Below are 24,004 nucleotides of genomic sequence, written 5' to 3'. Positions count from 1 at the left end.
ACACCTAGCCCAAGAAGGTGCGGCAATGCCTACGACGACTCTGCGGGAACTCAATGGCTTCGATCAGACGCCGGCGTCCCTGTCCGACGCGACCCTGCTTCTGATCGACTATCAGAACACCTACACCCGCGGCGTGATGGAGCTGACCGGCTGGGAGTCCGCCCTCGACTCGGCCGCCGCGCTGCTGGCCCGGGCCAGGCGCGCGGGTGCCGAGGTCATCCATGTCATCAACGACGGCGGTGAGGGAACCCCGTACGACGTCCAGGCGGAAATCGGCCGGATCCACCCCCGTGTGGCGCCCATCGAGGGTGAGTCCGTCGTCGTCAAGACCGTGCCCGACGCGTTCGTCGGCACCGATCTCGGTGACCGTCTCGACGCCGCCGGGAAGAAGGACGTCATCATCGCCGGGTTCATGACACACATGTGCGTGACCTTCACGGCGGCGAGCGCGTTCCTGCGCGGCAACCGGCCCACCGTCGTCGCCGACGCCTGCGCGACGCGCCCCTTGAAGACGGCGGTCGCCGATCTGTCCGCCGAGCAGCTCCACCACAGCGCGCTCGCGACGATCGGCGACCTCTACGGCGTCGTCGTCCCGTCCGGCGCGACCTTGAACTGACGGCAGGTCCGGGGGAATTCGAGGAAATTCACCACTGAGGACGCCGCAGTCCGCCCCGCGAGACCGTGGTCCGGCCCCATTTCGCCGGTGTGCGGGCGCGGACCGGCGGCCGAGTGAGCAGGATTTCCGGCCGGGCGCATTTCACCCGGTGAAAAAACATATGAATCGGCCGGGCGAGTTGTTCGCCGCCCGGTTACTTCTTCAGGAAGGCGTTGTTGCAGCCGATGGACGAACCCAGGGCGGTGGACTGCAGACCGCCGACGATGCCGACCTCGCCGAGGACATCCACACCCAGATCGTATGACCTGCACGAACTGCCCTGCATGATCTGAAACGAGGAGCCGCCGCCCGGGCCGCCGTCGGCATGGGCGGTACCGGCGCCAAGGATGGCGACGCTACCGAGGGCGGCGATCCCCACGGCAGCCTTGCGAAGCTTGCACATTTCATCTCCGGTGGATTGAGCGTATACGATCTACGATTGATCGACTTCGTGAGGTGACGAAAGGCTAATACGAAATAGTCGGTAATATGCCGACGGCGCGCCGAATCCCGTGGCCGCCGCAAACCGGTGCCGGCCGACCCGTTCGGCGGATGTCCCCGGAAACCCGGTGACCGCAGGGAGCTTCGGCCGGACGTCCGGTGGGCGTGTGCCGGTGCCGGTCCGCCGGCGCCCGGGTTCGGTGGGCTTTCCGCGCGGCCCTGTCACCCGACTGTCGGACGGCGGGCTCGGCGCGCGCTTCGTTACCGACGTCCGTCGCCGATCGACCGGAGGCGTTCCACGGCTTGAAGTCCGCCCCTCGCTTCCTCGTGTGGGGCGGATCTCGTCACATGCAGGGGGAGCCCAAGGCCGGTGAATCCGGACTGGGTAGCATCGGCGTATGCCGAAACACCTGTTATTCGTAGCCCTTTTGGGGCACGGGCACGTCAACCCCACATTGCCGTTGGTTGAGGAACTGGTACGGCGCGGGCACCGCGTGGACTACGCCACCACGGCCGAACACGCCGAGGTCGTCACCCGGGCCGGTGCCCGCTGGGTGGAGCTGCCGACACCGGAACACATCCCGATCCCCCACGAGTTCGGTCCCGAAACGTTCGGCCTGTTCCTTCGCCATCTCTTCAAGGCGACGAGCGCGACCTTCCCGATCCTGCAGGAGTACTGCGCCACCGAGTCGCCGGACGCGATCTGCTACGACGCGATGAGCTGGGCGCCCCGGATTCTCGCCGAGCAGCTGGGCCTGCCCGCAGTGCGCTGCATTCCGAACCTCGCCTCGAACGAATCCTTTTCGTTGATGAGCGGGTTCCTGGAAGGTCTCGGCGAGGACAATCCCGTCGCGGCCGCGGTCGTCGAAGGCTGTGCGGAATTCTCCGCCGACCACGGAATCGCGCTCGATCCGTCGAGCCTGGACGTGGTCGAGAAGCTGAACCTCGTCTTCGTACCCCGCGAGTTCCAGCCCGCCGGGGACACCTTCGACGACCGCTTCCAGTTCGTGGGCCCCTCGCTGGGCAGCCGCGAAGAGGCCGAACCGTGGACGCCGGCGGATCCTGAGGCACCCGTACTGTTCATATCCCTGGGTACGGTCTTCAACGACCGGCCCGAGTTCTACCGCACCTGCATCGAGGCGTTCGCCGACGGGCCGTATCAAGTGGCGATGTCCGTCGGCGATTTGGATACCGCGGTGCTGGGGGACATACCGCCGAACTTCGACGTCCGGCCGCGATTCCCGCAGCCGGCCGTGCTGCGGCGTGCCGCGGCCTTCGTCTCCCACGCCGGTATGAACTCCACGATGGAGTCCCTGTATTACGGCGTCGGGCTGATCACCGTCCCGCAGATGCCCGAGCAGGCCGCCAACGCCGGGCGGGCACAGGAGCTGGGGCTCGGCGAGCAGTTGGACCCCGCCACGGTCACCGCCGAGTCGCTGCGTGCCACCGTCGCCCGGGTCACCTCCGACAGTGCGGTACGCGCCAGCCTGGACCGGATGCAGAAGGTCGTGCGGGAGAGCGGCGGAGCGACCCGCAGCGCGGACCTGGTCGAGGAGTACCTCCGCTGAACGACGTCGTATGACGTCGTCATCGGGCGTGGCCGGGGGCGAGTCGGCGGCGTGAGCCGGCCGGCCAACAGCGCCCTGACGCGCCGGGGCGCTTCGGTCGGCACACCTTCGCCGACCGAAGCGCCCAGCACGCCGCGAGCCGGTCGCGCACGGCGTCAGCCCGTTGGGGGAGTGGTGCGGGCGGGTGTCCTCAGCGCTGCCTTCCCGCAGGGGTGCGGCTCACCGTTCCCTTGCCGCCGGCCAGTTTCCACTCGCGGTTCAGCGTGCCCAGCGGGATGCGGCGGTCGAAGATCGGCGTGCCGAAGATGTCGAGGTGGGCACGGAGTGCGCCCGAGACGTCGATACCGCCGTAGGCCGCCCAGCTGCCGGTGGCCGAGGCGGAGCCGTTCGAGTCGGCGGAGGCGGTGCCGGCGACCTCGGCGCGCAGATAGGGGGCGACGTCCGCGGTGACGCCGACGGCGCCGTAGAGGCCGACGCTGGCCTCGGCGCCGAGGGATGCCTTGACCTTACCGGCGGCGGCCGCGGTGGCCCGTACCGGAGTGCCGTGCATCTTGGCCTTGGCTATCGAGGCCCAGCCCTTGGCGAGCTGGTAGCTGCCGCCGACGGTGAAGTCGCCCTTGAGGTCCTGCTTGACGTCGACACTGGCCTTGCCGTCGGCGTCGACCTGGAGGTAGCAGGTGAGGTCGAGGTTGACCACGACCGGCACCGGACCGACCTGGATGACGGGGTCGGCGTGCAGCTTGGCGAAGGGCAGCCGCAGCGGCTCGGCCTCCGTGGAGGCGGCCGCCCGGCCCTTGAGCTCCCACTGGGAGGACCAGTCGCCGGACAGCGTCAGCGAGGCGCCGCCGACGCCGCCGCCCTTGCCGCCCTGGTAGGAGAAGTCGACCTTGGGGGCGAGCTGGACGTAGCCGGTGGCCGACGCCTCGGCGGAGACGGGGCCGCCGGAGGGCGTGGGCAGCGAGGCGCCCACGTCCAGGCGCAGCCGGCCGAGGGGCAGCGTGGCGCCCTTGGGGCCGAAGTGCAGACCGCCGGTCTTGGCCCAGGAGACCTTGACCTTGGGGGCGATGGGCTCGACCTTCATGGCGGACGGGTCGACGGGCACCGTGCCGTGCGCCGTGGAACCGCCGAGCAGCGCGTCGAGCGTGGCCGGGGCGGTGTTGACCTCGGTGCCCCGGTCGGTCTTGCCGACGACCTTGGTGACCTTGGCGAGGACGCCCTGGGGCGCGCCGGGTGCGGGTGCGCTGGCGATGACATCGCCGACGGCCACATCCGCCTTGGGCGCGGGCGCGCTCTTCGAGGGGGTGGCGGACGGGTTGTCGGACGGGCCGGTGGACGGAGCCGTGGAGGTCGGTGCGGACGGCGTGGCGGTCGGCGATCCGGACGGGCTGCCGGACTCCGGCGACTTCGACGGGACGTCCGGCCTGCTCGGCGAAGGCCGCACCGCCGGGGCGGTGATGACGGCCCGTCCGCTGTTGCGGTCGAAGGAGGCCACCTTGAGCGCGGACTTCTGGGCGAGTCGTCCCGGGTGGCTGCCGCCGGGCCGGGCCACGGCGCTCTGGGCACCGTCGTCGCCGTCGTCGGTGCCCTTGACGGTCAGCTTCGGGGCGGCAGCCGAACCGGCGGCGGCCGCGGGCTCCTTGCCGCCGTCGGACGCATCGGCGGACGGATCGGATCCCGGTGACGAGCACCCTGCGACGAGCAGGGACGCGGTGGTGAGGGCCAGTAGAGGAGCAATTCTGCTGGATCTGCGCAAGGTTGGGTCCTGGAAAAGTGAAGTGGGGGTGGACCCGGGGGAGTCCGCGAGACGCGGTGCCCCAGGGGTCGCCGCTACCGACAGGTAACGATCGGCAAGATCGTGTCATGGACATCAGGAGCAAAGAACCGATTCATCCGTCGTATACGGATGATCTGGATCACATGTGCTCAGCGCAGATCCTGGGGACAGCACACATCACCGCCCTCCTTGGAATGGAGGGCGGTGACGAGGGTTGTGCGCGGTGTGGGGCGCGGCGGTGGCGCGCCCTCGGGCGGCGATCTCCGAGGGCAGGGCGGGCAGTTAGACGTTCTTCGTCTCCACCACGCACAGCGCCCAGATGATGAAGGCGTACAGCGCGATCAGGATGATCGACCAGAGCGGGTAGTACGGCAGCGAGAGGAAGCTGCTGATCAACAGCAGTGCCGCGATGACGATCCCGGTGACCCTGGCCCACATCGGGGCCTTGAACAGGGCGATACCGGTAAGGGCGGCCACGATCCCGAGGATGAGGTGGATCCAGCCCCAACCGGTCACGTCGAACTTGAAGATGTAGTTCCGCGTGGCGATGAAGATGGCGTCCTTGGCGATGGCCATGATGCCGCGGAAGATGGCGAGGACGCCGGTGACGGTGAGCATCACGGCGGCGAACAGCGTCAGTCCGCCGGCCAGGGCCTCGGATTTCGCGGGGCCGTGATTCGTTGTTGTTGACATGGTCGTTGACCTTTCCGGCCGTCAGTGGAGGATCTTGTCCTTCGCCCGCTGGAACTCCTCCTCCGAGATGTCGCCCTTCTCCTTGAGGGCCGACAGCTTGACCAGTTCGTCGGCGTGGCTCGTGCCGCCGCGGGTCGCTGTTTCGCGGATGTACGCGTCGATCGCGTCCTGCTGCTGCCGGGCGTGCTGGATCTCGCGCTGCCCCATCTCCTGGCCGCGCACCATGACGTAGATCAGGACGCCCAGGAAGGGGAGGATGATGACGAAGATCAGCCAGCCGGCCTTGGCCCACCCGTTCATGGCGTGGTCGCGGAAGATGTCGACGATGACGCGGAAGAGGACCATCAGCCACAGCACCCACAGGAAGATCCACATGACGGTCCAGAAGGCGCCCAGCACCGGATAGTCGTAGGCCAGGTACACGTTGCCCATGGCTTTTCTCCTGTCACTCGGAGTCGCCCCTCCACACTGCGTCCGCCCGGGGGCCGGGGCATCACCCTCCGCGGGTGAACCACGACGGGGGCCTCAGGGCGACGACGTCCCGGTGAGCCGTTCCGTGGGCAGATGGCGGGTGAACGGGAAGCCGGCGAGCGTGATGGCCGCGGCGGTCAGGATGGCGATCTTGAGGCTGTTGAGCTGGGCTCGGGCGTAGGCGTCCACGACCGCGTCGGCCTCGTCCGGCGGCAGTGAGGCGCGCTGGGTCGCGGCCCGGATCTCGTCGGTGCCGACGAAGCTGACCCCGGCTTCGATCGCGATACCGGTCTGTTCGCGCACCGCGTCGGAGACCTTCGGGTTGTCGGCGATCTGTGTGGTGAAGACGCTGACCAGGGCGCCGATCAGGAGGGAGCCGATGAGGGCGGTGCCGAGGGAGGACCCCAGGTTCTGGGCGGTGTACTGGAGGCCGCCCACCTCGCTGCGCTCGGACTCCCCGACGCTGGACTGCACGACATTGCCCAGTTGCGAGGCGAGCAGCCCCATGCCCAGTCCCAGCAGGGCCATCGACAGGGCGAAGTTGAGGTCGTTGATACGGGGTTCGATCGTGGACAGCAGCCACACGACGGCGATGAGCAGCACCAGCAGGGCGGTGCGTACGACCGCACGCGGACCGGCGAACCGGCCCAGCAGGGGGCCGCTCATCGCGGACACCAGCATGGTGATCGACACCGGCACCAGCCGCAGACCGGTCTCGAAGGCGCTGAAGCCCTGTACCACCTGCAGGTAGAGGGGGATGACGAAGAACAGGCCGAGCAGGATGAGGTTCTGGCTGAGCAGCATGCTCAGGCCGGAGCGCAGCGGCGGTCGCGCGAACAGCGAGAACCGCACCAGCGGGTCCCGTCCACGGCTCTCCTGCCGTCGCTCCCATACGCGGAACAGCCACAGCACGACGGCGCCCGCCGCGATGACGAAGAGGGTGAGGGAGAAGCCGAAGACGGTGAGGGGGGAGTTCCGGGGTTTCAGCCAGCCCCAGGAGCTGCTCTGCAGGACGCCCAGGACCACGATGGCCAGGCCGGCGGCGGAGAGTACGGCGCCTACGGTGTCGAGCCGGGGGCGCGGCTCGGGCAGGGGGTGGTCCTCGACCCACCCGATGAGGCAGAGCATGGCCACCACCAGCACGACTTCGCCGGCGAAGACCAGCCGCCAGGTCAGATACGTCGTCACCCAGCCGCCGAGCAGCGGGCCCACCGCGATGCCCGCCCCTGCCAGCCCGCCGACGACCCCGTAGGCCACGGCCCGGTCCCGGCCGGTGTAGGCACCGGCCACGAGCGCGGCCAGGGCGGGGAGGACCAGTGTCGCGCCGAGTCCCTCGATCACCGACCAGCCGAGCGCGAGCACCCACAGGGTGGGGGCCACGGAGGTGAGCGCGGACCCCGCGCCGTACACCGCCAGTCCGACGGCGAACATGCGCCGGCGGCCGTACATATCGCCGAGTTTGCCACCCGTGATCATGAACGCGGCCATGACCAGGGTGTAGAGGGTGATCACGGCCTGGATCGCGGTGACCTCGGTGTCGAAGTCCTCGACCAGCTGACTGATCGACACGTTCATCACCGAGGTGTCCAGCACCATCAGGAACTGAGCCGTGCCGAGGATGACCAGCGGCCGCCAGCGTCCCACCGCGTGCACCTCCACAGGTTCCGGCGTGCCGCACGGGGTGATCGGCCGCCACGACGGCCAGCATAGGCAGCGGGAGGTGGCAATTGTCCGGTTGTCGGGTGGCATGTCCTCCGACTGGCCGGGCGGCCGGAGCCGGTGAGCGGCGGTCGGCGCGGTGCGGCCGTCAGCCCGGCGCCGCTTGCAGTCGGGCGCCGCGTTCAGTGCAGTCCGGCCTTCAGCGCCACGATCACCAGGCCGAGGAGGAGATTGACCGCACCGGCGAGCAGCACCAGCCGACGCGGGGCGCCCGCCCGGACGACCGCGACACTCGCCCACCCCACCTGCTCGGCCGCGGCCACGGCAAGTGCCAGCCACGCCGCGCCGTACGGGCCGAGCCCCAGCAGCGGGCTGACCGCCACGGCGGCGGCCGGCGGGACGGCCGCCTGGACGATCGGCCACTCGTCCGCGCAGACCCGGCGGATCTCCCGCCCGCTCAGGGGCTGGTGCACCAGCTGGTCCCCGACGAGGCGGGCGTAGACGTGCGCCGCCCAGAACACCACACCGGTGCCCAGGAGCAGCAGCACCAGCTTCACCCGCGGCAAGGAGCCGAGAGTGCCCGCCCCGGCCACCACCGAGGCGGCGAGCAGCGAACCGTAGACGGCGCCGGCGTAGTCGGTCTTCCGGGCCGCGACCGGACCCTGCCGCGTGGCGCCTGCGGGCTCGGGCTCGTGACCTCCCGCCGCTGCGGGTTCCCCGGAGCCGGCGCGGCGGGCGGGGCGGTCAGCCATCGTGCCCGGTGAGCCCGGGGCCGGGTCCCGGTGGCGCGGGTGCCGTTCGCGCGGCGGCGAGGATGCCGAGGATCAGCATGACCAGCACCATGATCCCGAGGACCAGGGCCACCACGCCCGGGGTCGGGAAGTTCCACAGGAACAGCGTCAGCACGCCCGCACCGATGACGATTCCGGTCGTCCAGCCGCGGTGCCCGTCGAGCCAGCGGCCCGCGCCACCGGTGCGCAGCCCCGCTCGGGCGAGGCCGCGTCCGGCGGAGCCGGTGCCGCGGACGGCGACGGAGCGTATCCAACGGGCGCCGCGTCCGGGCCCGTAGAGATAGCCGGCGATCAGGACGATCACCGCGATGACCAGCACGGTGCGGGTGCTCTGCTGCAAGAACCGCACCAGTTCGTCGTAGACGGCGGCGGCCGCCTGCGGCGACTGGACCTTGGGCTGCACGGAGTCCAGATACTTGCCCCGGGCGAAGGCGAGCCCGATGAGCAGGACGACCATCATCGCGCCGATGCCGACGGACGCGCTCATCAGGGCCACCCGGTGCGAGGGCCCCGACCACACGGCCAGTGCTGCCAGCACGACGACCAGCACGGGCAGCCAGACACCGACGATGTTGAGCAGCCGCATGGCGTTCTGGGCCTTGCTCAGTTCGTCGGTCTTCACCAGCACGATGGACTTGTCGATGTCGGGGATCTTGTCGGCGTTCTTGAACCCCTCGTCGACCAGCTTCTTCTGCACCTGGCTGATCACGGTGCCGATGTCGAGGCTGATGGTGTTCCCCTTGGCCTCCACGGCACTGCCGCCCTTGCCGGTGAGGACGTTGACCATGGCCAGGTGGGCCCTGCGGTTGGCGGCGTCCCAGACGTCCGCGAACTGGTCGCTGGTCACCACCTTGTTCACCACCGCGCGCACCGCGCTGGTGGCGCCGGACTTCAGCGCGCCGGCCAGCACATCCGCCTTGTCGACCACGATCGGTGGGGCGCCGGTCTTCTGCAGGGCACGGGTGAGCGCGGCGGTGACCTCCTCGGTGTTGATATAGCCGACGATCTTGTTCGTCACCCGGTTGGTGACCGCGCTCTGGACCGCCGGGTCCTTGGCGAGGGGCGCGACGGTCTGGACGTACCGATCGGTGTCGGACATCTGGGAGTCCACCCAGGCGGCGACGACGCCGAGCGGGGCGAGGACGAAGGACAGCGCCAGCAGCAGGCAGGTGACGACAGAGCGCAGGCGGCGGTGCCGCATGTCGGCGGCGCGGCGCAGACGCGTGTACTCCACCCGCTCGGCGGCGCTCAGGGGCCCCTCGGGGCCTTCGGGGGTGGGGGCGGCCGCGGATGACGAGTCCATCGCGTGCTCCTTCGCGCAGATCCTCGATCCACCGTCACCCGCCGCGGGCCGGACCACATCACCCGTAACGGGCGGCCCTGCGGTCAGCCGGGCCGGGCCGTGACGCGCCCCGCGCGGACGGCATCGGCCAGCGCCTGGTGGTCGCGCTCGTTCTGGTCGGCGTAGGCCGCGGCGAACTCCGCCAGAGCCCGGTCGAAGGCGTCGGACTGGCCCAGATAGGAGGCGATGGCGATCCGGTCGCCGGAACGCGCATGGGCGCGGGCCAGCGCGGCACCGCACAGGTCCCCCAGGAGCTTCATCCCCTCCGGGGCCAGGGTCTCCGGCTGGGGTGCGCCCTTCCAGTCGCGCAGCTGTCGGACGTAGAAGTCCCGCCGGCGGCCGTCGATGCCCACGGCCCGCTCCCAGCCGAGGAAGATATCGCTGGCGGCCTGCATCAGCCGCTGGCCGCACACCACCCGCTCGCCCTGGTTGTCGTACGCGCTCGCTCCGGCGTACGGCGCCAGCACGGACTCGCCGGCCTCCTTGGCCTGCAGCAGCAGGGGGTCCTCGTCGTCCCTGCCGAGCATCAGCAGGATCCAGCAGCGGGTGCCCACGCTGCCGACGCCGACGACCTTGCGCGCGATGTCGGCCAGCCGGAACTGGTCGAGCAGATGCCGGCGGTCGGGTTGCAGACTGCGGCGGTAGCCGTCGACGAGCGTGCGCAGCCGGTGTTCGAGCGCGGCGCGCTCGGCCCGGGGGAGCAGACCGTCCAGGGTGACCAGCAGCGGCGGGTCGGAGGCGATCCGCCGGGCCCCGCCGACGATCCCGGTGAGCTTGGCGAACGCCTGGAGGCTGTCGCGGGTACGCGCCTTGGCCAGCGCGCGGTCGACCTTCTCCCGCGCCTCCCGGTCCATCCGGTCGGACAGCAGTTCGCGGATCCGGTCCGCATCGGCCTGGGTGTACCAGACGTCGAGGTTGCGCATCCGCGCGAAGCGGCGCATCGCCTCGCGGTAGGCCCGCACCGCGCCGCGTACGACCGCGCCGCGCTCCTTCGCCGTGAAGCCGTTGTTGCGGCCGGCGATCTCGAATCCCGCGGCGAGCCGCTTGACGTCCCACTCCCACGGGCCCGGCAGCGTCTCGTCGAAGTCGTTGATGTCGAAGAGCAGATGCCGCTCGGGGGAGGCGAACAGCCCGAAGTTCAACGGGTGCGCGTCCCCGCACAGCTGCACCGTGATCCCCGTGTGCGGGGACGCCCCCAGGTCGCTCGCCATGACGGTGGCGGCGCCGCGGTAGAAGCGGAACGGGGACTCCAGCATGCGGCCGTAGCGCAGCGGTACGAGTTCCGCCACGCGCTGGGCGGACTGGCGCTCCAACTGCTCCACCGGGTCGGGTCGGTGGGATGCGGGGTCGAACCCGGCGTGGCCGGAACGCGGCATACGGGCGCGCGCCGCCTTGCCGAGGGCGGCCCGCTCCTGCGGTGTCGGGGGGATGCTCGGTTCTGGGGCTGTCATGGTTCCGGAAGTTGGCGCATCTCCAGGACCCGCAGGCCCAGATCCTGGAAGCGGGTCAGGAGTCCGTAGAGGTGGGCCTCGTCGGTGACCTGGCCGACGAGGACCGTCTGCTGTGGCGCGAGCGCCCTGTCCAGCTCGGGGAACGCCTCGGCCATCACCGTCGAGATGCAGCCGGTCACGCGGAACTCGTATCGCATGAGCGCGCGCCTCCCCGGCGTCGGTGGGGTCGGTCCCTTCGATGCTCGACGGCCGCTGGGCGCGGCCGCATCACCCGGACAAGGTGACATCCGGCCGCCGCCGGCGGGTCACAGCAGATGGAGCTCACGCGCGCGCCGTACGGCGTCGCCGCGGCGGGAGACGCCGAGCTTGCGGTAGATGCTCCGCAGATGCGTCTTGACCGTGTTGACCGACAGATACATCGCCTCGGCGATCTCCTCGGTCGACAGCAGCTCCGCGCCGTGCCGGAGCACCTCGCGCTCACGGTCGGTCAGCGCCTCCACCAGGACCGGCGCCGGCCGTCCGCCGCCGTCCGCGCGGGGCCTGCTGCTGACGCGCGCCGGACGGTCGAGCAGCCACGCGTGCCCCGTGGCCAGATCGGGCCGCTGCTCCAGCAGATGCCACACCCATGGGCCCGCCTCGGTGAAGGGCCGGCGGATCCGCTCGGGGCGGGCGGCGGCCAGCGCGTCGTGCAGCCGGCGGCATGCGGTCTCGGTGTCCTGGGCCAGGGCCGCGGCGTGGGACCGCAGCAGGCGGATGCGGATCTGCTCCGCGGTTCCCGCCTCCGGCCGGTCGTCCAGGGGCGCGAGCAGGCCGACGGCCTCATCGAGGTCCCCGGCGGCGAGCCGGGCCCGGGCGAGGGCGAGGGTGTGCGCCGTACCGCCGCCTTCGGCCCCGGCCAGGGCGGTGAGCGCCGACGCGGGGTCGCCCCGGGCCAGTTGGGCCGCCGAGCGGGCGACGGCGAGGCGCTGGGCCGGCCCCGGCGCGAGGGCGTCGGCGTCGCCCTTGAGGGCCGCGAGTGCGGCCTGCCACCGGCCGTGCGCGAGGTCCAGCCGGGAGCGGGCGACGGCAATCTCGCAGTCGGTGACCGGGTCGTGCCCGGCGTCCGGGGACGCGGCCGCGAGGTCGACGTGACGGCGGGCGGCCCGGAGTTCGCCTCGTTCGAGGGCGACGGCGGCCAGCGCGAGATGGCTGATCCCGGACCGCCGGGTCGGCGGGGCGGATCGGTCTCCGGCGAGTTCCAGCGCGAGCAGGGCGTGCTTCTCGGCCCGGCTCAGCTCCCCGCGTTCGGCCTCCATCAGGGCCAGCCGGCCGAGGCTGCCCTCTCGGACGGTCCCGGTCACCTCCGCGGTACAGCCCTCCACCGCGTGGTCGAAAGCCCTCATCGCCTCGTCGGGGCGGCCGCCCAGTTGGAGTCCGCACGCCAGCCCGTAGCGCCGCAGCGCCTCGATCTCCTGGTGGGCCTCGGTGAGCGGCCGCGGCAGCCGGTCGGCGAGTTCGCGGGTCTGCTGAGCGGCCGACTCCGCCGCGCGGCGGACCTGGTCGCCGTCCCGCGCCGGGGAGGGGCCGGCCAGCAGCCGGAGCAGGGCGAGCGCGAGCCGGGCTTCCGGAGCCGGTCCGGCTCCCGACCCGCGCAGCTCGTCCTCGGCCCGGTCCAGTCGCGCCCGGCAGTTCGCGGTGTCGTACCGGGCCAGGGCACAGGCGGCCCCGACCAGCGCGGGAGCCACGCCCGGCAGATCGTCGGGCATACCGGAGAAGGCCCGCTCCAGCCGGGGCGCCTCCGGGCCGGTGAGCAGGCGTCCGATCTCCAGTCGGCTCACCATGCGGGTGCAGGCCCACTCCCAGTCCGCGGCCGCGGCGGCCTGTTCCATCCCCTCGGCGAGCCGCCCGGTGTCCGCGAGCCAGGTCGCGGCCCGGCGGCGCAGTCGGGGTTCGAGGCCGGGCCGGTGATGGCGCAGGTGCATGCGCAGCACCTCGGCGAAGAGCGGCTGGTAGCGGCACCACGGCGTGCTGTCGATCGGCTCGACGAACAGGTGGGCGCGGGTCAGCTCGGCCAGGATCCACTCGGCGTCCTCGCGTTCGGTCAGCACGTTCGCCAGGTCCGGGTGCACCCGGTCGAGAATGCTGCCGCGCATCAGCAGCTCCTGGGTGGCGGCGGGCTGGGCGGCGAAGACCTCGCTGAGCAGGTAGTCGGCGAGGGCGCTCTGGGAGGCGGCGAACGACCGGGCGAACTCGGCCGGGTCGTCGGCCCGCTGCATCTCCAGCGCACACAGCCGCAGTCCGGCCGCCCAGCCCTCCGTGCGCGTCAGCAGGGCGTCGACGCTCTCCTCGTAGTCGCCCAGGCCGTGCCCGCGCAGCAGCCGCGCCGCCTCCTGCCGGGTGAACGCCAGGTCGGGACCGCGGATCTCCCCGATCCGGCCGTCGGCGCGGTAGCGGTGCAGCGGAAGCAGCGGGTCGACGCGGCTGACCAGCACCAGCCGCAGCTGCGGGCCCGCGTGGTTCAGCACGAAGTCCAGGTCGGAGGTGACCGCCCGTACCGGCACGTGCTCCAGGCCGTCGATGACGAGCACGACCGGCCGGCGCAGCTGTGCCAGTGCGGACGCGAGCCGCGTGAGCAGGGAGTGGTCGACGTGGTCGGCGGTGCCGGGCTGTCCCACCTCCTCGGGCAGCGCGATCTGGTGATGGTGCAACGCCTCCAGCACATAGGCCCAGAACACCCCGGGCGCCCTGTCGTCCGGCTCGGCCGTCAGCCACGCCACCGGGCCCGGGGCACTCCCGCCGCGCGCCCATGAGGCGGCCAGCGTCGTCTTCCCGGCGCCCGCCGGACCCGTGATCAGGGTCAGCGGCCCGGCGGTGCCTTCGGTGAGCCGGTCCAGCAGCCGCTGCCGGCGGATGGCCTTGCGCGGCACGGACGGTACGGAGAACTTCGCGGCCAGTAGGGGGTCACCGGTCGGCGCCAGCTGCGCGGGGGTGCCGCCGCCGTCGGACACCGTGGCGAGCGTCCGTAGAGCGGGGGTGGTGGACTCCCCGTCGTCGGCTGCCGCTGCTGAGGCTGTGCTGCGGGGCATGGACATCACCGTCTGGGTGCGGGCTCCCTGACACTGACACCGCCGTCCGCCCGCCGCCGCACTGTGCCGGACGAGGCAGCCATCTCACGTCGATCCGCTTCCCGCCCCGTGAGGACCCGTCTCCCACTGTGCGGCCACGGAACCATGATCGCCATACGAGGGGCCGAGGCGGCACCGGGCGCTGCGTACCGCCCAGGGGCCCGGCGCACCATCACCGTCACCGTTCACCCTCCCGGGGTGATGCCGGGGCCGGCCGCGGGCGGTGGACTGGCAGCCGGCAAGCAGGAGTGGCAATCCGGAGCGGTGGCACGCAAGGCGTTGCTCCCGGGGACCGCAGGGCATTGCCCCCGGGGCCATGTCCCGGGACGACATGGCCCGGGAGATGCCCAAACCACCGGGCCCCGCGACCGCCAGGAGTCTCCATGGGCAGTACGGACACCGGCGCACGCGACCGGGCGCAGCGCTGGTCCGCACTCCTGGCCCTGGCGGCCGGAGCCGCGGCGGCCCTGGTCCCGCTGCTGTTCGCCGGGCTCCGGAGCTTCGCTCTCCTGGGCGTCGGGCTGGCCGGACTCGCCGTCGGTGCGGCCGGCGTCTGGTGGATGCTGACCCGTCGCGGACTGGTCAGGGTGCTGGCGGGCGCCCTGTCCGTCGTCGCTCCGGCCGTCGTGCTCGTGCTGTACGCATCGGCGGGTCTGCTGTGGGTGGTACTGGTCTGTCTCGCCCTGTGCGCACTGGCGGTCTCCGCCGGCGGAGCCGCGCTCAGCAGGGACACCCGGCCGGGCGGCCCGCCAGGCGTCCGCGTCGCACCGCCGCGGCGCCCCTTCCTGATCATGAACCCCCGCTCGGGTGGCGGAAAGGTGGGCAGATTCCGCCTGAAGGAGCGGGCCGAGGAACTCGGTGCCCAGGTGCACCTGCTGGATACCGCTCACCATGAGGACGTGGTCGCGCTCGCCCGCCGCGCGGTGGACGACGGCGCCGACCTCCTGGGTGTCGCGGGCGGGGACGGCACCCAGGCCATGGTGGCCGGTGTGGCCGCGGAGCACGGCCTCCCGTTCATGGTGATCTCGGCCGGCACCCGCAATCACTTCGCACTCGATCTCGGCCTGGACCGGGACGATCCGGCGAGCTGTCTGGACGCCCTCACCGACGGGGTCGACATCCGCGTCGACCTCGGCTACATCGACGGGCGGGCCTTCGTCAACAACGCGTCCTTCGGCACGTACGCGTCCGTGGTCCAGAGCCCCGCCTACCGCGACGACAAGGTGCGGACCATCCTGGAGCTGCTTCCGGACCTGCTGACGCACCAGCGCGGTCCGCGGCTGGCCGTGCGCGTCGGGGGCACGGCCATCGACGGCCCGCAGGCGGTCCTGGTCAGCAACAACCCCTACCGCATGGGGGATCCGGCCGGACTGGGACGGCGCGAGGAGCTGGATGCCGGCGTCCTCGGGGTCCTGGGCGTCAAGGTCGACAACGCGGCACAGGCCGCCGGAATCCTGCGGGGCAGGCACGGCCCCGGCCTCACCGTGCTGACCGCCCAGGAGGTCATGGTCGACGCCGACGAGCCGGAGGTCCAGGCCGGCGTCGACGGCGAGGCGCTGACCCTGCCGACCCCCGTCCGCTGCACGATCCGGCCCCGAGCCCTGCGCGTAAGGGTGCCGCGGCGCCGCCCTGGTGTGCCGCGCGCGAAGCCGCCGATGGACTGGCGGCGGCTGCGCAGGCTCGCACTGGGGCGGGAGCGTCCGGCGGCGGATCCTCAGCCGCCGACGCCGGGCCGGCCGGACGGGGGGACCGGCAGCAGCCGGTAGGCGTCCCCGTGGGCGGCCACCCGGCCGGCCGTGGGCGGCGCGAAGTGGGTGCCGAGGACGAGGGCGTCGGTGCCGGCGAGCGAGCCCAGCAGGGAGCGGCGGGTGGCCTCGGACTGCTCCGGGTCGATGTCGACACAGCTGCCGATCGCGGGATGGGCGAACTGGACGGGGTGGTGGATGCAGTCGCCCGTGATCAGCGCCGTCGCGCCACGGCTGCTCACCTGGACGGCGACGTGGCCGGGGGTGTGGCCGGGGGTGGGCAGCAGGCGTACGCCGGGGGCGACTTCGGCGCCCTGGGCCGGGACGTCGACGAGGTCGAGCAGTCCGGCCTCCTCGACCGGAACCACGGAGTCGCGGAACATCTGCCGCCGCGCCTCGTCCATGTCGTACCCGCTCCAGAACTCCCGCTCGGCGCGGGCGGTGACGTACCGGGCGCGGGGGAAGGTGGGGACCCAACTGCCGTCGTCCTGGGCCCGGGTGTTCCAGCCGACGTGGTCGGCGTGCAGGTGGGTGAGGATGACCAGGTCGACGCGGTCCGGGGGGAATCCGGCGCGGGTGAGGCGATCGAGGTAGTCGGTCTTCAGGTCGTGCCAGGCCGGGTTCGCGCGCGTCTTGCCGTTGCCGATGCCGGTGTCGACGAGGACGCGCAGCCCGCCCGCTTCGAACGCGAAGCTGTGGCTGTCGAGGTGCAGTACGCCGTCGTTCCCGGCGAAGTCCGGGCGCAGCCAGTCGTGTGGGGCGACCACGTCGGCGGAGGCGCCGGGCAGCAGCCAGGTTCCGGTCGAGAGCGGCAGGGGGACCTCGTCGATGCGGTGAACGGTGACGTCGCCCACCGTCCAGGACGGGGTGGCGGCGGGCGGGCGGAGTTCGTTCAACGGTGAGGTGTGCACGGTCCGTCGATTCCTTTCCTTCGGCTCGTCCGAGCCGGTCCTTCGTCAGCCCGAGTCGGGCTCGGCTAAAAGCAATGGGTTTGCGTTAAGTGACTCTAGGCCCTACAGTCACTTAAAGCAAACACTTAGCTTTTGTGTCGCCGTACCGCACGGCACCGCACGGCGCGGTACCACGCCTCGCCGCCACCCGACCACTCCGCCGCTCCACCTCTCCAACCGATGAGGGAGACCCATGTCCGCCGATACGCCCGCCGATACGCCCGCCGATGAACCGACCCCGGAACTCACCCCGTCCGAAGCGGCCCGATGGGCGGCCCGCGCCGGACTCCCCTTGGAAGACGACCGCCACGCCGAGGTGGCTGCCACCGCCCAGCACATCCACGCCGTCGTCTCGGTCCTGCGGGAACTCGACTTCGGTGACACCCCGCCCGCATTCGGCTACCGCGCCGGAGAGGAGCAGCACGATGCAGCCGTCTGAACTGTCCCTCACCGCCGCCGCGGACGCGCTGCGCGAGCGGCGGTTGTCGCCCGTCGAGTTGGTGGACTCGGTGCTCGACCGCATCGCACGGGTGGAGCCGCACCTGGGGGCCTTCGTCACGGTGACGGCGGAGCGGGCGCGCGACGCGGCGCGTGCGGCCGAACGCGAGGCCGCGGCCGGCCGCTTCCGGGGCCCGCTGCACGGGATCCCCATGGCGCTGAAGGACCTGATCGACGTCGCCGGCATGGCGACGACGGCCAGCTCCCGGGTCCGGGCCGACCATCGCGCGAAGGCCGACAGCACGGTCGCCGCGCGGCTGGCGGCGGCCGGCGCGGTCCTGGTCGGCAAGACCGAAACCCATGAGTTCGCCTACGGGTTGACCACGCCGCAGACGCGCAACGCCTGCGACCCCGGCCGGGTCGCCGGCGGATCCAGTGGCGGTTCGGCCGTCGCCGTCGCGGCCGGGACCGCGGTCTTCGCCCTGGGGACGGACACCGGCGGTTCGGTCCGGGTGCCCGCCGCGCTGAACGGGGTCGTCGGCCTCAAGCCGACGTACGGCCTCGTGCCCCGGCACAATGTGACCTCGCTGTCGTGGTCGCTGGACCACGTCGGCACCCTCACCCGCAGCGTCGAGGACGCGGCGCTGGTGCTGTCCGCCGTGGCCGGGCACGACCCCCGCGACCCGGCCTCCCTGTCCGCGGCCACCGGGGACTACCGGCCGGGCGGAGCGGGGGACCTTACGGGGCTGCGCGTCGGCGTGCCGGGCAACTACTACTTCGACCGTGTCCACCCGGAGGTGGAGTCCGCCGTGCGGCGCGCCGTCGACCGGCTCCAGGCCCTCGGCGCACGGCTCGTCGAGGTCGAGATCCCGATGACGCGCTACATCCAGGCGACGCATTGGGGCCTGATGGTCCCCGAGGCCACCGCCTTTCACGAGCGGACCCTGCGCACCGTCCCGGACCTGTACGGGCCGGACGTCCGCGTGCTGCTCGAAGCGGGGGAACTGCTGTCCGCCGGGGACTATCTGCGCGCCCAGCGGGCCCGGACGCTGATGCGGCAGGCGTGGGCGGGCATGTGGGAGGAGGTCGATGTGATCGCCGCCCCGACGGTCCCGGTGACCGCCGTACCGGCCGGGGAGTCGTCGGTCACCTGGTCCGACGGTACGGAGGAGAGCGTCTCCGACGCCTATGTGCGCCTGTCGTCGCCGGCCAACATCACCGGGGTGCCCGCGTTGTCCGTACCGGTGGGCCACGACCGGGCCGGGCTGCCGATCGGTATGCAGCTGCTCGGGCGGCCCCTCTCCGAGGCCCTGCTTCTGCGGGTGGGCCACGCCTACGAGCAGTCCGAACCCGCCCCTGGGCGCGCGCCGACGCGTTGAGGGCATCGAGGGAGTCGAAGGCGTCGAGGGCATCGAAGGTGCGCCCCTCTAGAAGCAAGGATTTTGCTTTAAGCTGGAGGCATGGCTCGCAGACAGATGGTGCGCCCAGGAGGGCGCAGCGCCCGGGTCCAGGAAGCGGTGCACGCCGCCGTACGCGAATTGGAATCCGAGGTCGGCCGGGACGCCCTGACGGTGCCGCTGGTGGCCCAGCGCGCCGGAGTCACCCCGTCGACGATCTACCGCCGCTGGGGCGACCTTCAGGAACTGCTGTCGGACGTGGCCGTCGAGCGCCTGCGCCCCGACACCCGGCCGGGGGACCACGGTGACCTGGCGGCCGACCTGACGGCCTGGGCCGAGCAGTTCCTCGACGAGATGGCCGGTCCCTCGGGGCGCGCCTACATCCGCGATGCGCTGCTCGGCGACCCGGACGGCAGCAACGCCGGCCAGTGCTCGGCCTACGCCGCCGAGCAGATCGAGACCGTCCTCGCCCGCGCGGCCGACCGCGGGGAGCGCGCACCCGACGCCGAGACGGTCATCGACCATGTCGTCGCCCCCATGATGTACCGCATCCTCTTCCGCCCCGGCGGGCTGGACGCCGACTACGCACGCGGGCTCGTGGCGAAGCTCCTCACCCGGGCCCGCAAGCGCTGACGAGGCGTCAGTTCCCCCTGTCGTGTGGCAGATCGTCATAGGCGTCGGTGCGCTGGGCGCGACGCTGCTTCGCGCGGATCGCGTCCTGTTGTGGAGGGAACGACGGGGTACGGCGGACGTCGGGAGACGCAGGTCACATGCGCCCATGTCACAGGGGGTCGGGCTACCTCGTCTCAGGGGTGTAGCCACTCACGATCACCAAGGAGCGCACCATGGACGCACGCCTGAACTTCTTCGCCTCCCCGTTCGCCGGCAAGGCCCTCAAGCACATCATGGCGGCGGGCCAGACGGTCAAGGACTCACCGCTGCCGGCCGCGACCCAGGAGCTCGTGGCGCTGCGCGTAAGCCAGATCAACGGCTGCGCCTTCTGCATCGACATGCACACCAAGGACGCCGCCGCTGCCGGCGAGACCTCGGTGCGGCTGCACCTGGTCGCGGCGTGGCGGGAGGCCACGGTCTTCACCGAGGCCGAGCGGGCCGCCCTGGAGCTGGCGGAGGCGGGGACCCGGATCGCGGACGGGGCCGGCGGGGTGGACGACGCGGTGTGGGCGTCCGCCGCCGCGCACTACGACGAGGGGCAGCTCGCCGCCCTGGTGATGATGATTTCCTTCATGAACATGGCCAACCGGCTGAACGTCATCTTGCAGCAGCCGGCCGGCAACTACGAGGCCGGGCAGTTCCACTGACGAGCACCGGTCGGTGGTCCGGGGTCCGGCTGCGGGCCCCGGGCCCCGTACTGGGGGCACCAACTCCGGCCCGCCGACGGGCCGGACGATGACGGGAAGCAGCGCACCGGCACGTACGGCCGGGCGTGGGGATCCAAGGAAGGACTGGCGTGAGCAAGGTCGAGGAGTTCGAGGAGCTGCGGCCGCTGCTGTTCTCGATCGCCTATCGCATTCTGGGCAGTGTGGGCGAGGCCGAGGACGCGGTGCAGGAGACGTGGCTGCGGTTCGACGGCTCGTCGGCCCGGCCCGCGTCGACCAAGGCGTTTCTGTCGACCACGGTGACGCGGATCTCGATCGATGTGCTGCGCTCCGCGCGGGTACGGAGGGAGGAGTACGTGGGCCCGTGGTTCCCCGAGCCGCTGCTCAGCGATCCGTACGAGGATCCGGCGCGGTCGGTGGAGCTGGCCGACTCGGTGTCGATGGCGGCGCTGCTGCTACTGGAGCGGCTCAGCCCGCTGGAGCGGGCGGTCTTCGTGCTGCGGGAGGTGTTCGCCTTCGGGTTCGACGAGGTCGCCGCGGCGGTGGGGCGGTCCGAGGCGGCGTGCCGGCAGCTGCTGGTGCGGGCGCGCGGGCATATGGCGGCCGGGCGGCCGCGGTTCGCGGCAGACCGGCAGGAGCGGCAGGAACTGGCGACGCGGTTCTTCGACGCGTTGAAGGACGGCGATGTGGGCGAGCTGCGGACTCTGCTGGCCGCCGACGTGCAGCTGGTCGGGGACGGCGGCGGCAAGGCCCCGCAACTGGCCAAGGGCGTCATGGGCGCGCAGAACGTGGCCCGGTTGCTGGGCACGGTCTTCCCCTGGCTGTTCCGGATCGACGCGACGTGCGAACCGCGCGAGGTCAACGGCCAGCCCGGTGCCGTCTTCCGCGACCGGGACGGCAAGGTGCTCCACACCCTGGCCCTCGACGTGCTCGACGGGCAGATCCAGACCATCCGCACCGTGGTCAATCCCGACAAGCTCGGCCACCTCGGGCCGGTCGCCGATGCCTGGGCCGTCGACCGCGAGGTCAAGCAGGCCCGCAGGCAGTGGAACCGACCTGAGCAGTAGCCCCGGCCGGCGTTCACCGGCCGATCTGGCGATCTGCCATCTGGAGACCCCCCTCGCGCCGGCCGAGGGGCCGTTCACGGGTTTCCCGAACTTCGCCGCCCCGCCGCAGATCGCCAAGGCCCTGGCGGACGTGGGGTTCCACAGCTGCTCGACAGCGTCCAACCACACGCTCGACCAGGGCGAGGCCGGTGTGCGGCGGACCCTGGACGCCCTGGACGCGGCCGGCCTGCGGCACACCGGCTCGGCACGGAGCCGGGCGGAGGCGGACCGGCCCACCATCATCGAGGTCAGCGGCGTCCCGGTCGCGCACCTGTCCTGCAGCTACGGCTTCGGCGGCCGACGCCGGCCGGCGGACAAGCCGTGGCTGGCCAACGCGATCGGTGAACGCGTCCTCGACGAGGCCCACCGGGCTCGCCGCGCGGGCGCCGAAGTGGTGATCCTCAGCATGCACTGGGGACGGGAGCACCGGCACGAACCCAGCCCGCGCCGTGGAGCTGACCGCCGGTTCGGCGCTCGACGTGATCCTGGGCCACCACGCCCACGCGGTCCAGCCGTTCGAACGGATCAACGGCACCTGGGTGGTCTACGGCCACGGCAATCTCCTTGCCCGGCACCGCATTCCACGAGGCACCACCGAGGAGGGCCTGCTGTCGTGGTTCCGGTTCGTCCGGGCCGACGGCTCCTGGCGGGTCCGGCGCCTGGGCTTCATCCCCACGTTCATCGACCTGACCGGGCCCGTCCGCGCCGTCGCCCTGCCCGCCGCACTGGCCGACCCCGGTCTCCCGCCCGAGCACCGGAGCCGCTACGAGCGTGCGTAACACGGGACTCGGACCGTCGCCCTGCGCCGCGCACGCAGGGCGGCGGACCGGTCCACGTAGCGTTGCCTCCATGCCACAGCCGCCCCACGAGGCCCTCTTGCCGCACTTTTCCCCGCTTACCCCACTGCCCCAGCTTCCGGACGACGCGGCGCTGCGGGGCCGTGCCGCCGAGGACCCCGAGGGCCTGTACGAGCTCGCCGCCCTCGTCGCGCGCACGGGGGCGGACGACGCGCCCGCCGCCCTGTGCCGGATCGCCGTGGCGCTGTGCTCCGAGCCGTCCTCCGCGGCGATCACCTGTGCAGCCCGGCTGGTCGACACCCTGTTGCGGCTCGACGGGCCCGAGTACCACCGTTCGCTGCTGCGCCGGATGGCCTGGCACCTGCAGACGGCGCAGAAGCCGGGCTCCACGCTCCTCCTCCCGCTCTTCGAACGGCTTCCGCAACGGCTGGACAGCGCCGCGGAGTTCCGCGCCTGTCTGCTGCAGGAGAGCGCGCTGCGCTCGTGGGGGCCGTGGGACGAGACGCATCTCGCCTATGCCGCGCGGCTGCGCGAGCTGGACCACCCCCTGGCATGGCTGCCGCCCCAGACCCTGTCGTTCGAGGACCGCGCCCGGAGCTACTCGCGCCGCCGCAACATCGGGCTGGGCACCCTGACCCCGAGGCACCTGCGCGCCCGGTACCCGGAGATCCCGCCGACCGAAGAGGGGGCGCGGGCGGCACGCGGCGCCCGCGAGGTCGTCGACCCGCGGCGCGCCGCGGCGGCCGGGGAGCCGCTGGCCGCGCTGGAGATGTGGGAGGCGCGCTTCTACGAGCTGCCCGAGCCGCTGCCCGCCGCCGACTGGAACGCGGCTCTGCTCACCGGCCTCCCGGCCGACTGCCTGGCCGCTCTGACGACGGACACCCTGACCGCCGTGCACACCACAGGCGATGACGTACTGGCCGACCTGTTCCTCACCGCGTTCGCGGGCGGGATACAGGGCGGGCGGCAGGAGGGCGCCTATGCGCGGCTGGCGGCCTGGCGCGGCTGCTACGCCCTGCTGGACCTGCCGCGGGACGTCCCGCACACCGACGCCGTCCGGACCGCCGCCGAGCACCGCTGGCTGCGCTTCGCCGCGGCGGACGGCAACCACAACGACTGGTTCACCGACAGCCAGTGGGAGCCCTTCGGCTGCAACCAGCTCGGCTTCGCCGTCCTCGATCCGACGGGCCGGCGGATCGCACTGCTGGCCGCCACGGACACCGACCCGGAGCTGGAGAGGGACGAGAGGTACTGAGGACCGGGGCGGTGGAATCCCGCCGCCGACCGGGCGAAAGACTCTCGGCCGGGCGGCGTAATCCCCGCACGCCCCGGCCGTCGCCTCGCCGCCGTGGTGATTGCGTGACGCTCGACCTTTCCGGGTGCGGTCCGGCCGCCGGGTCACGTGGCTGAGGAGGCTGTGGATCGTGAGTCCTGCTGAGGGCGCCGCCGAGGACGTGGTCCCGGTGCAGCTGCTCAAGGGCCAGAAGGCGCTGGTCACGGGCGCCAACTCCGGTATCGGCAAGGCGACGGCGGTGGGGCTCGGCCGGGCGGGCGCGGATGTGGTGGTGAACTACGTGGCCGGCCGGGAGGCGGCCGAGCAGGTGGTCGAGGAGATCACCTCGTTCGGAGTGCGGGCGGCGGCGTACGAGGCGGATGTGTCCCAGGAGGACCAGGTCGTCGCGATGATGGACCGGATGGTCCAGGAGTTCGGGACGATCGACATCCTCGTCGCCAACGCCGGACTGCAGCGTGACTCCTCCTTCACCGAGATGTCCCTCGCCCAGTGGCAGAAGGTGCTGGACGTCAACCTCACCGGGCAGTTCCTCTGCGCCCGCGAGGCGACCAAGGAGTTCCTGCGCCGCGGGGTCGTGCCCGAGGTCTCACGCGCCGCCGGCAAGATCATCTGCATGAGTTCGGTGCACCAGGTCATCCCCTGGGCGGGCCACGTCAACTACGCCTCCTCCAAGGGCGGCGTACAGATGATGATGGAGACCCTGGCCCAGGAACTCGCCCCGAAGAAGATCCGCGTGAACGCGATCGCCCCGGGAGCCATCAAGACCCCCATCAACCGCAGCGCCTGGGAGACACCACAGGCGCAGCGGGACCTCCTGCGCCTGATTCCCTACGACCGGATCGGCGAGCCCGAGGACATCGCGAACGCGGCCGTCGGCCTCGCCTCCGACCTCATGGACTACGTCGTGGGCAGCACGCTCTACGTGGACGGGGGGATGACCCTCTTCCCCGGATTCGCCACCGGCGGCTGACCTCCGCTCGGTCGCCACCGG

General features: G+C 72.0%; 22 protein-coding genes and 1 pseudogene. 12 read left to right on the top strand and 11 right to left on the bottom strand.

What is annotated here, in order from left to right:
• Window positions 1-25: 25 nt before the first annotated feature.
• On the top strand, window positions 26-616 hold the full coding sequence (locus ACZ4NB_RS09580; protein ID WP_467659731.1) for a cysteine hydrolase family protein: 591 nt from the start codon (window positions 26-28) through the stop codon (window positions 614-616).
• Between the two features lie 193 nt (window positions 617-809).
• On the opposite strand, the gene ACZ4NB_RS09575 is transcribed toward ACZ4NB_RS09580, so the two are convergent.
• Window positions 810-1,058 carry a hypothetical protein gene (locus ACZ4NB_RS09575; RefSeq protein ID WP_467659729.1) on the bottom strand — a complete coding sequence of 83 codons (249 nt, stop codon included), beginning with the start codon at window positions 1,056-1,058 and terminating at the stop codon, window positions 810-812.
• A gap of 436 nt (window positions 1,059-1,494) precedes the next feature.
• Between ACZ4NB_RS09575 and ACZ4NB_RS09570 the strand changes: the two genes are divergently transcribed.
• On the top strand, window positions 1,495-2,664 hold the full coding sequence (locus ACZ4NB_RS09570; protein ID WP_467659727.1) for a macrolide family glycosyltransferase: 1,170 nt from the start codon (window positions 1,495-1,497) through the stop codon (window positions 2,662-2,664).
• Window positions 2,665-2,854: 190 nt separating this feature from the next.
• Here ACZ4NB_RS09570 and ACZ4NB_RS09565 read toward each other — a convergent pair whose 3' ends face one another.
• From ACZ4NB_RS09565 to ACZ4NB_RS09525, 9 genes are all read right to left on the bottom strand, one after another.
• A complete protein-coding gene (locus ACZ4NB_RS09565) occupies window positions 2,855-4,417 on the bottom strand; it encodes a hypothetical protein (protein ID WP_467659725.1) in 1,563 nt (520 codons plus the stop codon).
• A 303-nt stretch (window positions 4,418-4,720) separates the two neighbouring features.
• The gene (locus tag ACZ4NB_RS09560; RefSeq protein ID WP_467659723.1) at window positions 4,721-5,131 is read right to left on the bottom strand and encodes a DUF7144 family membrane protein; all 411 of its coding nucleotides are present in this window, start codon (window positions 5,129-5,131) and stop codon (window positions 4,721-4,723) included.
• A 21-nt stretch (window positions 5,132-5,152) separates the two neighbouring features.
• Window positions 5,153-5,563 carry an SHOCT domain-containing protein gene (locus ACZ4NB_RS09555; RefSeq protein ID WP_467659721.1) on the bottom strand — a complete coding sequence of 137 codons (411 nt, stop codon included), beginning with the start codon at window positions 5,561-5,563 and terminating at the stop codon, window positions 5,153-5,155.
• Between the two features lie 93 nt (window positions 5,564-5,656).
• Window positions 5,657-7,246, bottom strand: a complete 1,590-nt coding sequence (locus ACZ4NB_RS09550; protein WP_467659719.1) for an MFS transporter — start codon at window positions 7,244-7,246, stop codon at window positions 5,657-5,659.
• A 197-nt stretch (window positions 7,247-7,443) separates the two neighbouring features.
• A complete protein-coding gene (locus ACZ4NB_RS09545) occupies window positions 7,444-8,013 on the bottom strand; it encodes a hypothetical protein (protein WP_467659717.1) in 570 nt (189 codons plus the stop codon).
• Window positions 8,006-9,355, bottom strand: coding sequence for a hypothetical protein (locus ACZ4NB_RS09540; RefSeq protein WP_467659715.1), 1,350 nt, complete (start codon window positions 9,353-9,355; stop codon window positions 8,006-8,008). The genes ACZ4NB_RS09545 and ACZ4NB_RS09540 overlap by 8 nt, the downstream gene beginning before the upstream one ends.
• An 83-nt stretch (window positions 9,356-9,438) precedes the next feature.
• Window positions 9,439-10,845, bottom strand: a complete 1,407-nt coding sequence (locus ACZ4NB_RS09535; protein ID WP_467659713.1) for a DUF2252 domain-containing protein — start codon at window positions 10,843-10,845, stop codon at window positions 9,439-9,441.
• Complete coding sequence (locus ACZ4NB_RS09530) at window positions 10,842-11,042, bottom strand: hypothetical protein (protein WP_393491068.1); 201 nt, start codon at window positions 11,040-11,042, stop codon at window positions 10,842-10,844. Before ACZ4NB_RS09530 ends, ACZ4NB_RS09535 begins: the two co-directional genes overlap by 4 nt.
• A gap of 108 nt (window positions 11,043-11,150) precedes the next feature.
• Entirely contained in the window at window positions 11,151-13,910 is a 2,760-nt protein-coding gene (locus ACZ4NB_RS09525; RefSeq protein ID WP_467659711.1) for a winged helix-turn-helix domain-containing protein, read from the bottom strand.
• Between the two features lie 422 nt (window positions 13,911-14,332).
• Between ACZ4NB_RS09525 and ACZ4NB_RS09520 the strand changes: the two genes are divergently transcribed.
• A complete protein-coding gene (locus ACZ4NB_RS09520) occupies window positions 14,333-15,715 on the top strand; it encodes a diacylglycerol/lipid kinase family protein (RefSeq protein ID WP_467659709.1) in 1,383 nt (460 codons plus the stop codon).
• Here the strand turns inward: ACZ4NB_RS09520 and ACZ4NB_RS09515 are convergent.
• Window positions 15,664-16,605 (bottom strand): MBL fold metallo-hydrolase, encoded by a 942-nt coding sequence (locus ACZ4NB_RS09515; protein WP_467659707.1) that lies wholly within the window; start codon window positions 16,603-16,605, stop codon window positions 15,664-15,666. The two genes, ACZ4NB_RS09520 and ACZ4NB_RS09515, sit on opposite strands and share 52 nt — an antisense overlap.
• A 232-nt stretch (window positions 16,606-16,837) precedes the next feature.
• Here ACZ4NB_RS09515 and ACZ4NB_RS09510 point away from each other — a divergent pair, with 232 nt between their 5' ends.
• The 9 genes and pseudogenes from ACZ4NB_RS09510 (at window position 16,838) to ACZ4NB_RS09470 (ending at window position 23,983) form a co-directional block, all read left to right on the top strand.
• The gene (locus ACZ4NB_RS09510) at window positions 16,838-17,083 is read left to right on the top strand and encodes a hypothetical protein (protein WP_467659705.1); all 246 of its coding nucleotides are present in this window, start codon (window positions 16,838-16,840) and stop codon (window positions 17,081-17,083) included.
• Window positions 17,070-18,461 (top strand): amidase, encoded by a 1,392-nt coding sequence (locus tag ACZ4NB_RS09505; RefSeq protein WP_467659703.1) that lies wholly within the window; start codon window positions 17,070-17,072, stop codon window positions 18,459-18,461. Before ACZ4NB_RS09510 ends, ACZ4NB_RS09505 begins: the two co-directional genes overlap by 14 nt.
• Window positions 18,462-18,557: 96 nt before the next feature.
• Window positions 18,558-19,112: a TetR/AcrR family transcriptional regulator gene (locus ACZ4NB_RS09500; RefSeq protein WP_467659828.1), complete on the top strand. Its 555-nt coding sequence runs from the start codon at window positions 18,558-18,560 to the stop codon at window positions 19,110-19,112.
• 212 nt (window positions 19,113-19,324) lie between these two features.
• Window positions 19,325-19,798 carry a carboxymuconolactone decarboxylase family protein gene (locus tag ACZ4NB_RS09495; RefSeq protein ID WP_467659701.1) on the top strand — a complete coding sequence of 158 codons (474 nt, stop codon included), beginning with the start codon at window positions 19,325-19,327 and terminating at the stop codon, window positions 19,796-19,798.
• A 149-nt stretch (window positions 19,799-19,947) separates the two neighbouring features.
• Window positions 19,948-20,883: an RNA polymerase sigma-70 factor gene (locus tag ACZ4NB_RS09490; protein ID WP_467659699.1), complete on the top strand. Its 936-nt coding sequence runs from the start codon at window positions 19,948-19,950 to the stop codon at window positions 20,881-20,883.
• Window positions 20,819-21,358: pseudogene (locus ACZ4NB_RS09485) on the top strand (CapA family protein); the annotation flags it as partial. The gene ACZ4NB_RS09490 and the pseudogene ACZ4NB_RS09485, both read left to right, overlap by 65 nt.
• 13 nt (window positions 21,359-21,371) lie before the next feature.
• Window positions 21,372-21,701 (top strand): CapA family protein, encoded by a 330-nt coding sequence (locus tag ACZ4NB_RS09480; protein WP_467659697.1) that lies wholly within the window; start codon window positions 21,372-21,374, stop codon window positions 21,699-21,701.
• 70 nt (window positions 21,702-21,771) lie between these two features.
• Window positions 21,772-22,974 (top strand): DUF6183 family protein, encoded by a 1,203-nt coding sequence (locus tag ACZ4NB_RS09475; protein WP_467659695.1) that lies wholly within the window; start codon window positions 21,772-21,774, stop codon window positions 22,972-22,974.
• A gap of 169 nt (window positions 22,975-23,143) precedes the next feature.
• Window positions 23,144-23,983 carry an SDR family oxidoreductase gene (locus ACZ4NB_RS09470; protein ID WP_467659693.1) on the top strand — a complete coding sequence of 280 codons (840 nt, stop codon included), beginning with the start codon at window positions 23,144-23,146 and terminating at the stop codon, window positions 23,981-23,983.
• The last annotated feature ends 21 nt before the right edge of the window (window positions 23,984-24,004 follow it).

It is taken from the genome of Streptomyces sp. NPDC026575 (genome assembly GCF_055567415.1).
This window is presented reverse-complemented; position numbering and strand designations above follow the sequence as displayed.

Coding starts and splice junctions, on each gene's coding strand:
- ACZ4NB_RS09575 (WP_467659729.1), bottom strand. CDS start 1,058: ATGTGCAAGCTTCGCAAGGCTGCCGTGGGGATCGCCGCCCTCGGTAGC.
- ACZ4NB_RS09525 (WP_467659711.1), bottom strand. CDS start 13,910: ATGCCCCGCAGCACAGCCTCAGCAGCGGCAGCCGACGACGGGGAGTCC.
- ACZ4NB_RS09530 (WP_393491068.1), bottom strand. CDS start 11,042: ATGCGATACGAGTTCCGCGTGACCGGCTGCATCTCGACGGTGATGGCC.
- ACZ4NB_RS09510 (WP_467659705.1), top strand. CDS start 16,838: ATGTCCGCCGATACGCCCGCCGATACGCCCGCCGATGAACCGACCCCG.
- ACZ4NB_RS09555 (WP_467659721.1), bottom strand. CDS start 5,563: ATGGGCAACGTGTACCTGGCCTACGACTATCCGGTGCTGGGCGCCTTC.
- ACZ4NB_RS09580 (WP_467659731.1), top strand. CDS start 26: ATGCCTACGACGACTCTGCGGGAACTCAATGGCTTCGATCAGACGCCG.
- ACZ4NB_RS09545 (WP_467659717.1), bottom strand. CDS start 8,013: ATGGCTGACCGCCCCGCCCGCCGCGCCGGCTCCGGGGAACCCGCAGCG.
- ACZ4NB_RS09560 (WP_467659723.1), bottom strand. CDS start 5,131: ATGTCAACAACAACGAATCACGGCCCCGCGAAATCCGAGGCCCTGGCC.
- ACZ4NB_RS09505 (WP_467659703.1), top strand. CDS start 17,070: ATGCAGCCGTCTGAACTGTCCCTCACCGCCGCCGCGGACGCGCTGCGC.
- ACZ4NB_RS09500 (WP_467659828.1), top strand. CDS start 18,558: ATGGTGCGCCCAGGAGGGCGCAGCGCCCGGGTCCAGGAAGCGGTGCAC.
- ACZ4NB_RS09570 (WP_467659727.1), top strand. CDS start 1,495: ATGCCGAAACACCTGTTATTCGTAGCCCTTTTGGGGCACGGGCACGTC.
- ACZ4NB_RS09495 (WP_467659701.1), top strand. CDS start 19,325: ATGGACGCACGCCTGAACTTCTTCGCCTCCCCGTTCGCCGGCAAGGCC.
- ACZ4NB_RS09520 (WP_467659709.1), top strand. CDS start 14,333: ATGGGCAGTACGGACACCGGCGCACGCGACCGGGCGCAGCGCTGGTCC.
- ACZ4NB_RS09475 (WP_467659695.1), top strand. CDS start 21,772: ATGCCACAGCCGCCCCACGAGGCCCTCTTGCCGCACTTTTCCCCGCTT.
- ACZ4NB_RS09540 (WP_467659715.1), bottom strand. CDS start 9,355: ATGGACTCGTCATCCGCGGCCGCCCCCACCCCCGAAGGCCCCGAGGGG.
- ACZ4NB_RS09535 (WP_467659713.1), bottom strand. CDS start 10,845: ATGACAGCCCCAGAACCGAGCATCCCCCCGACACCGCAGGAGCGGGCC.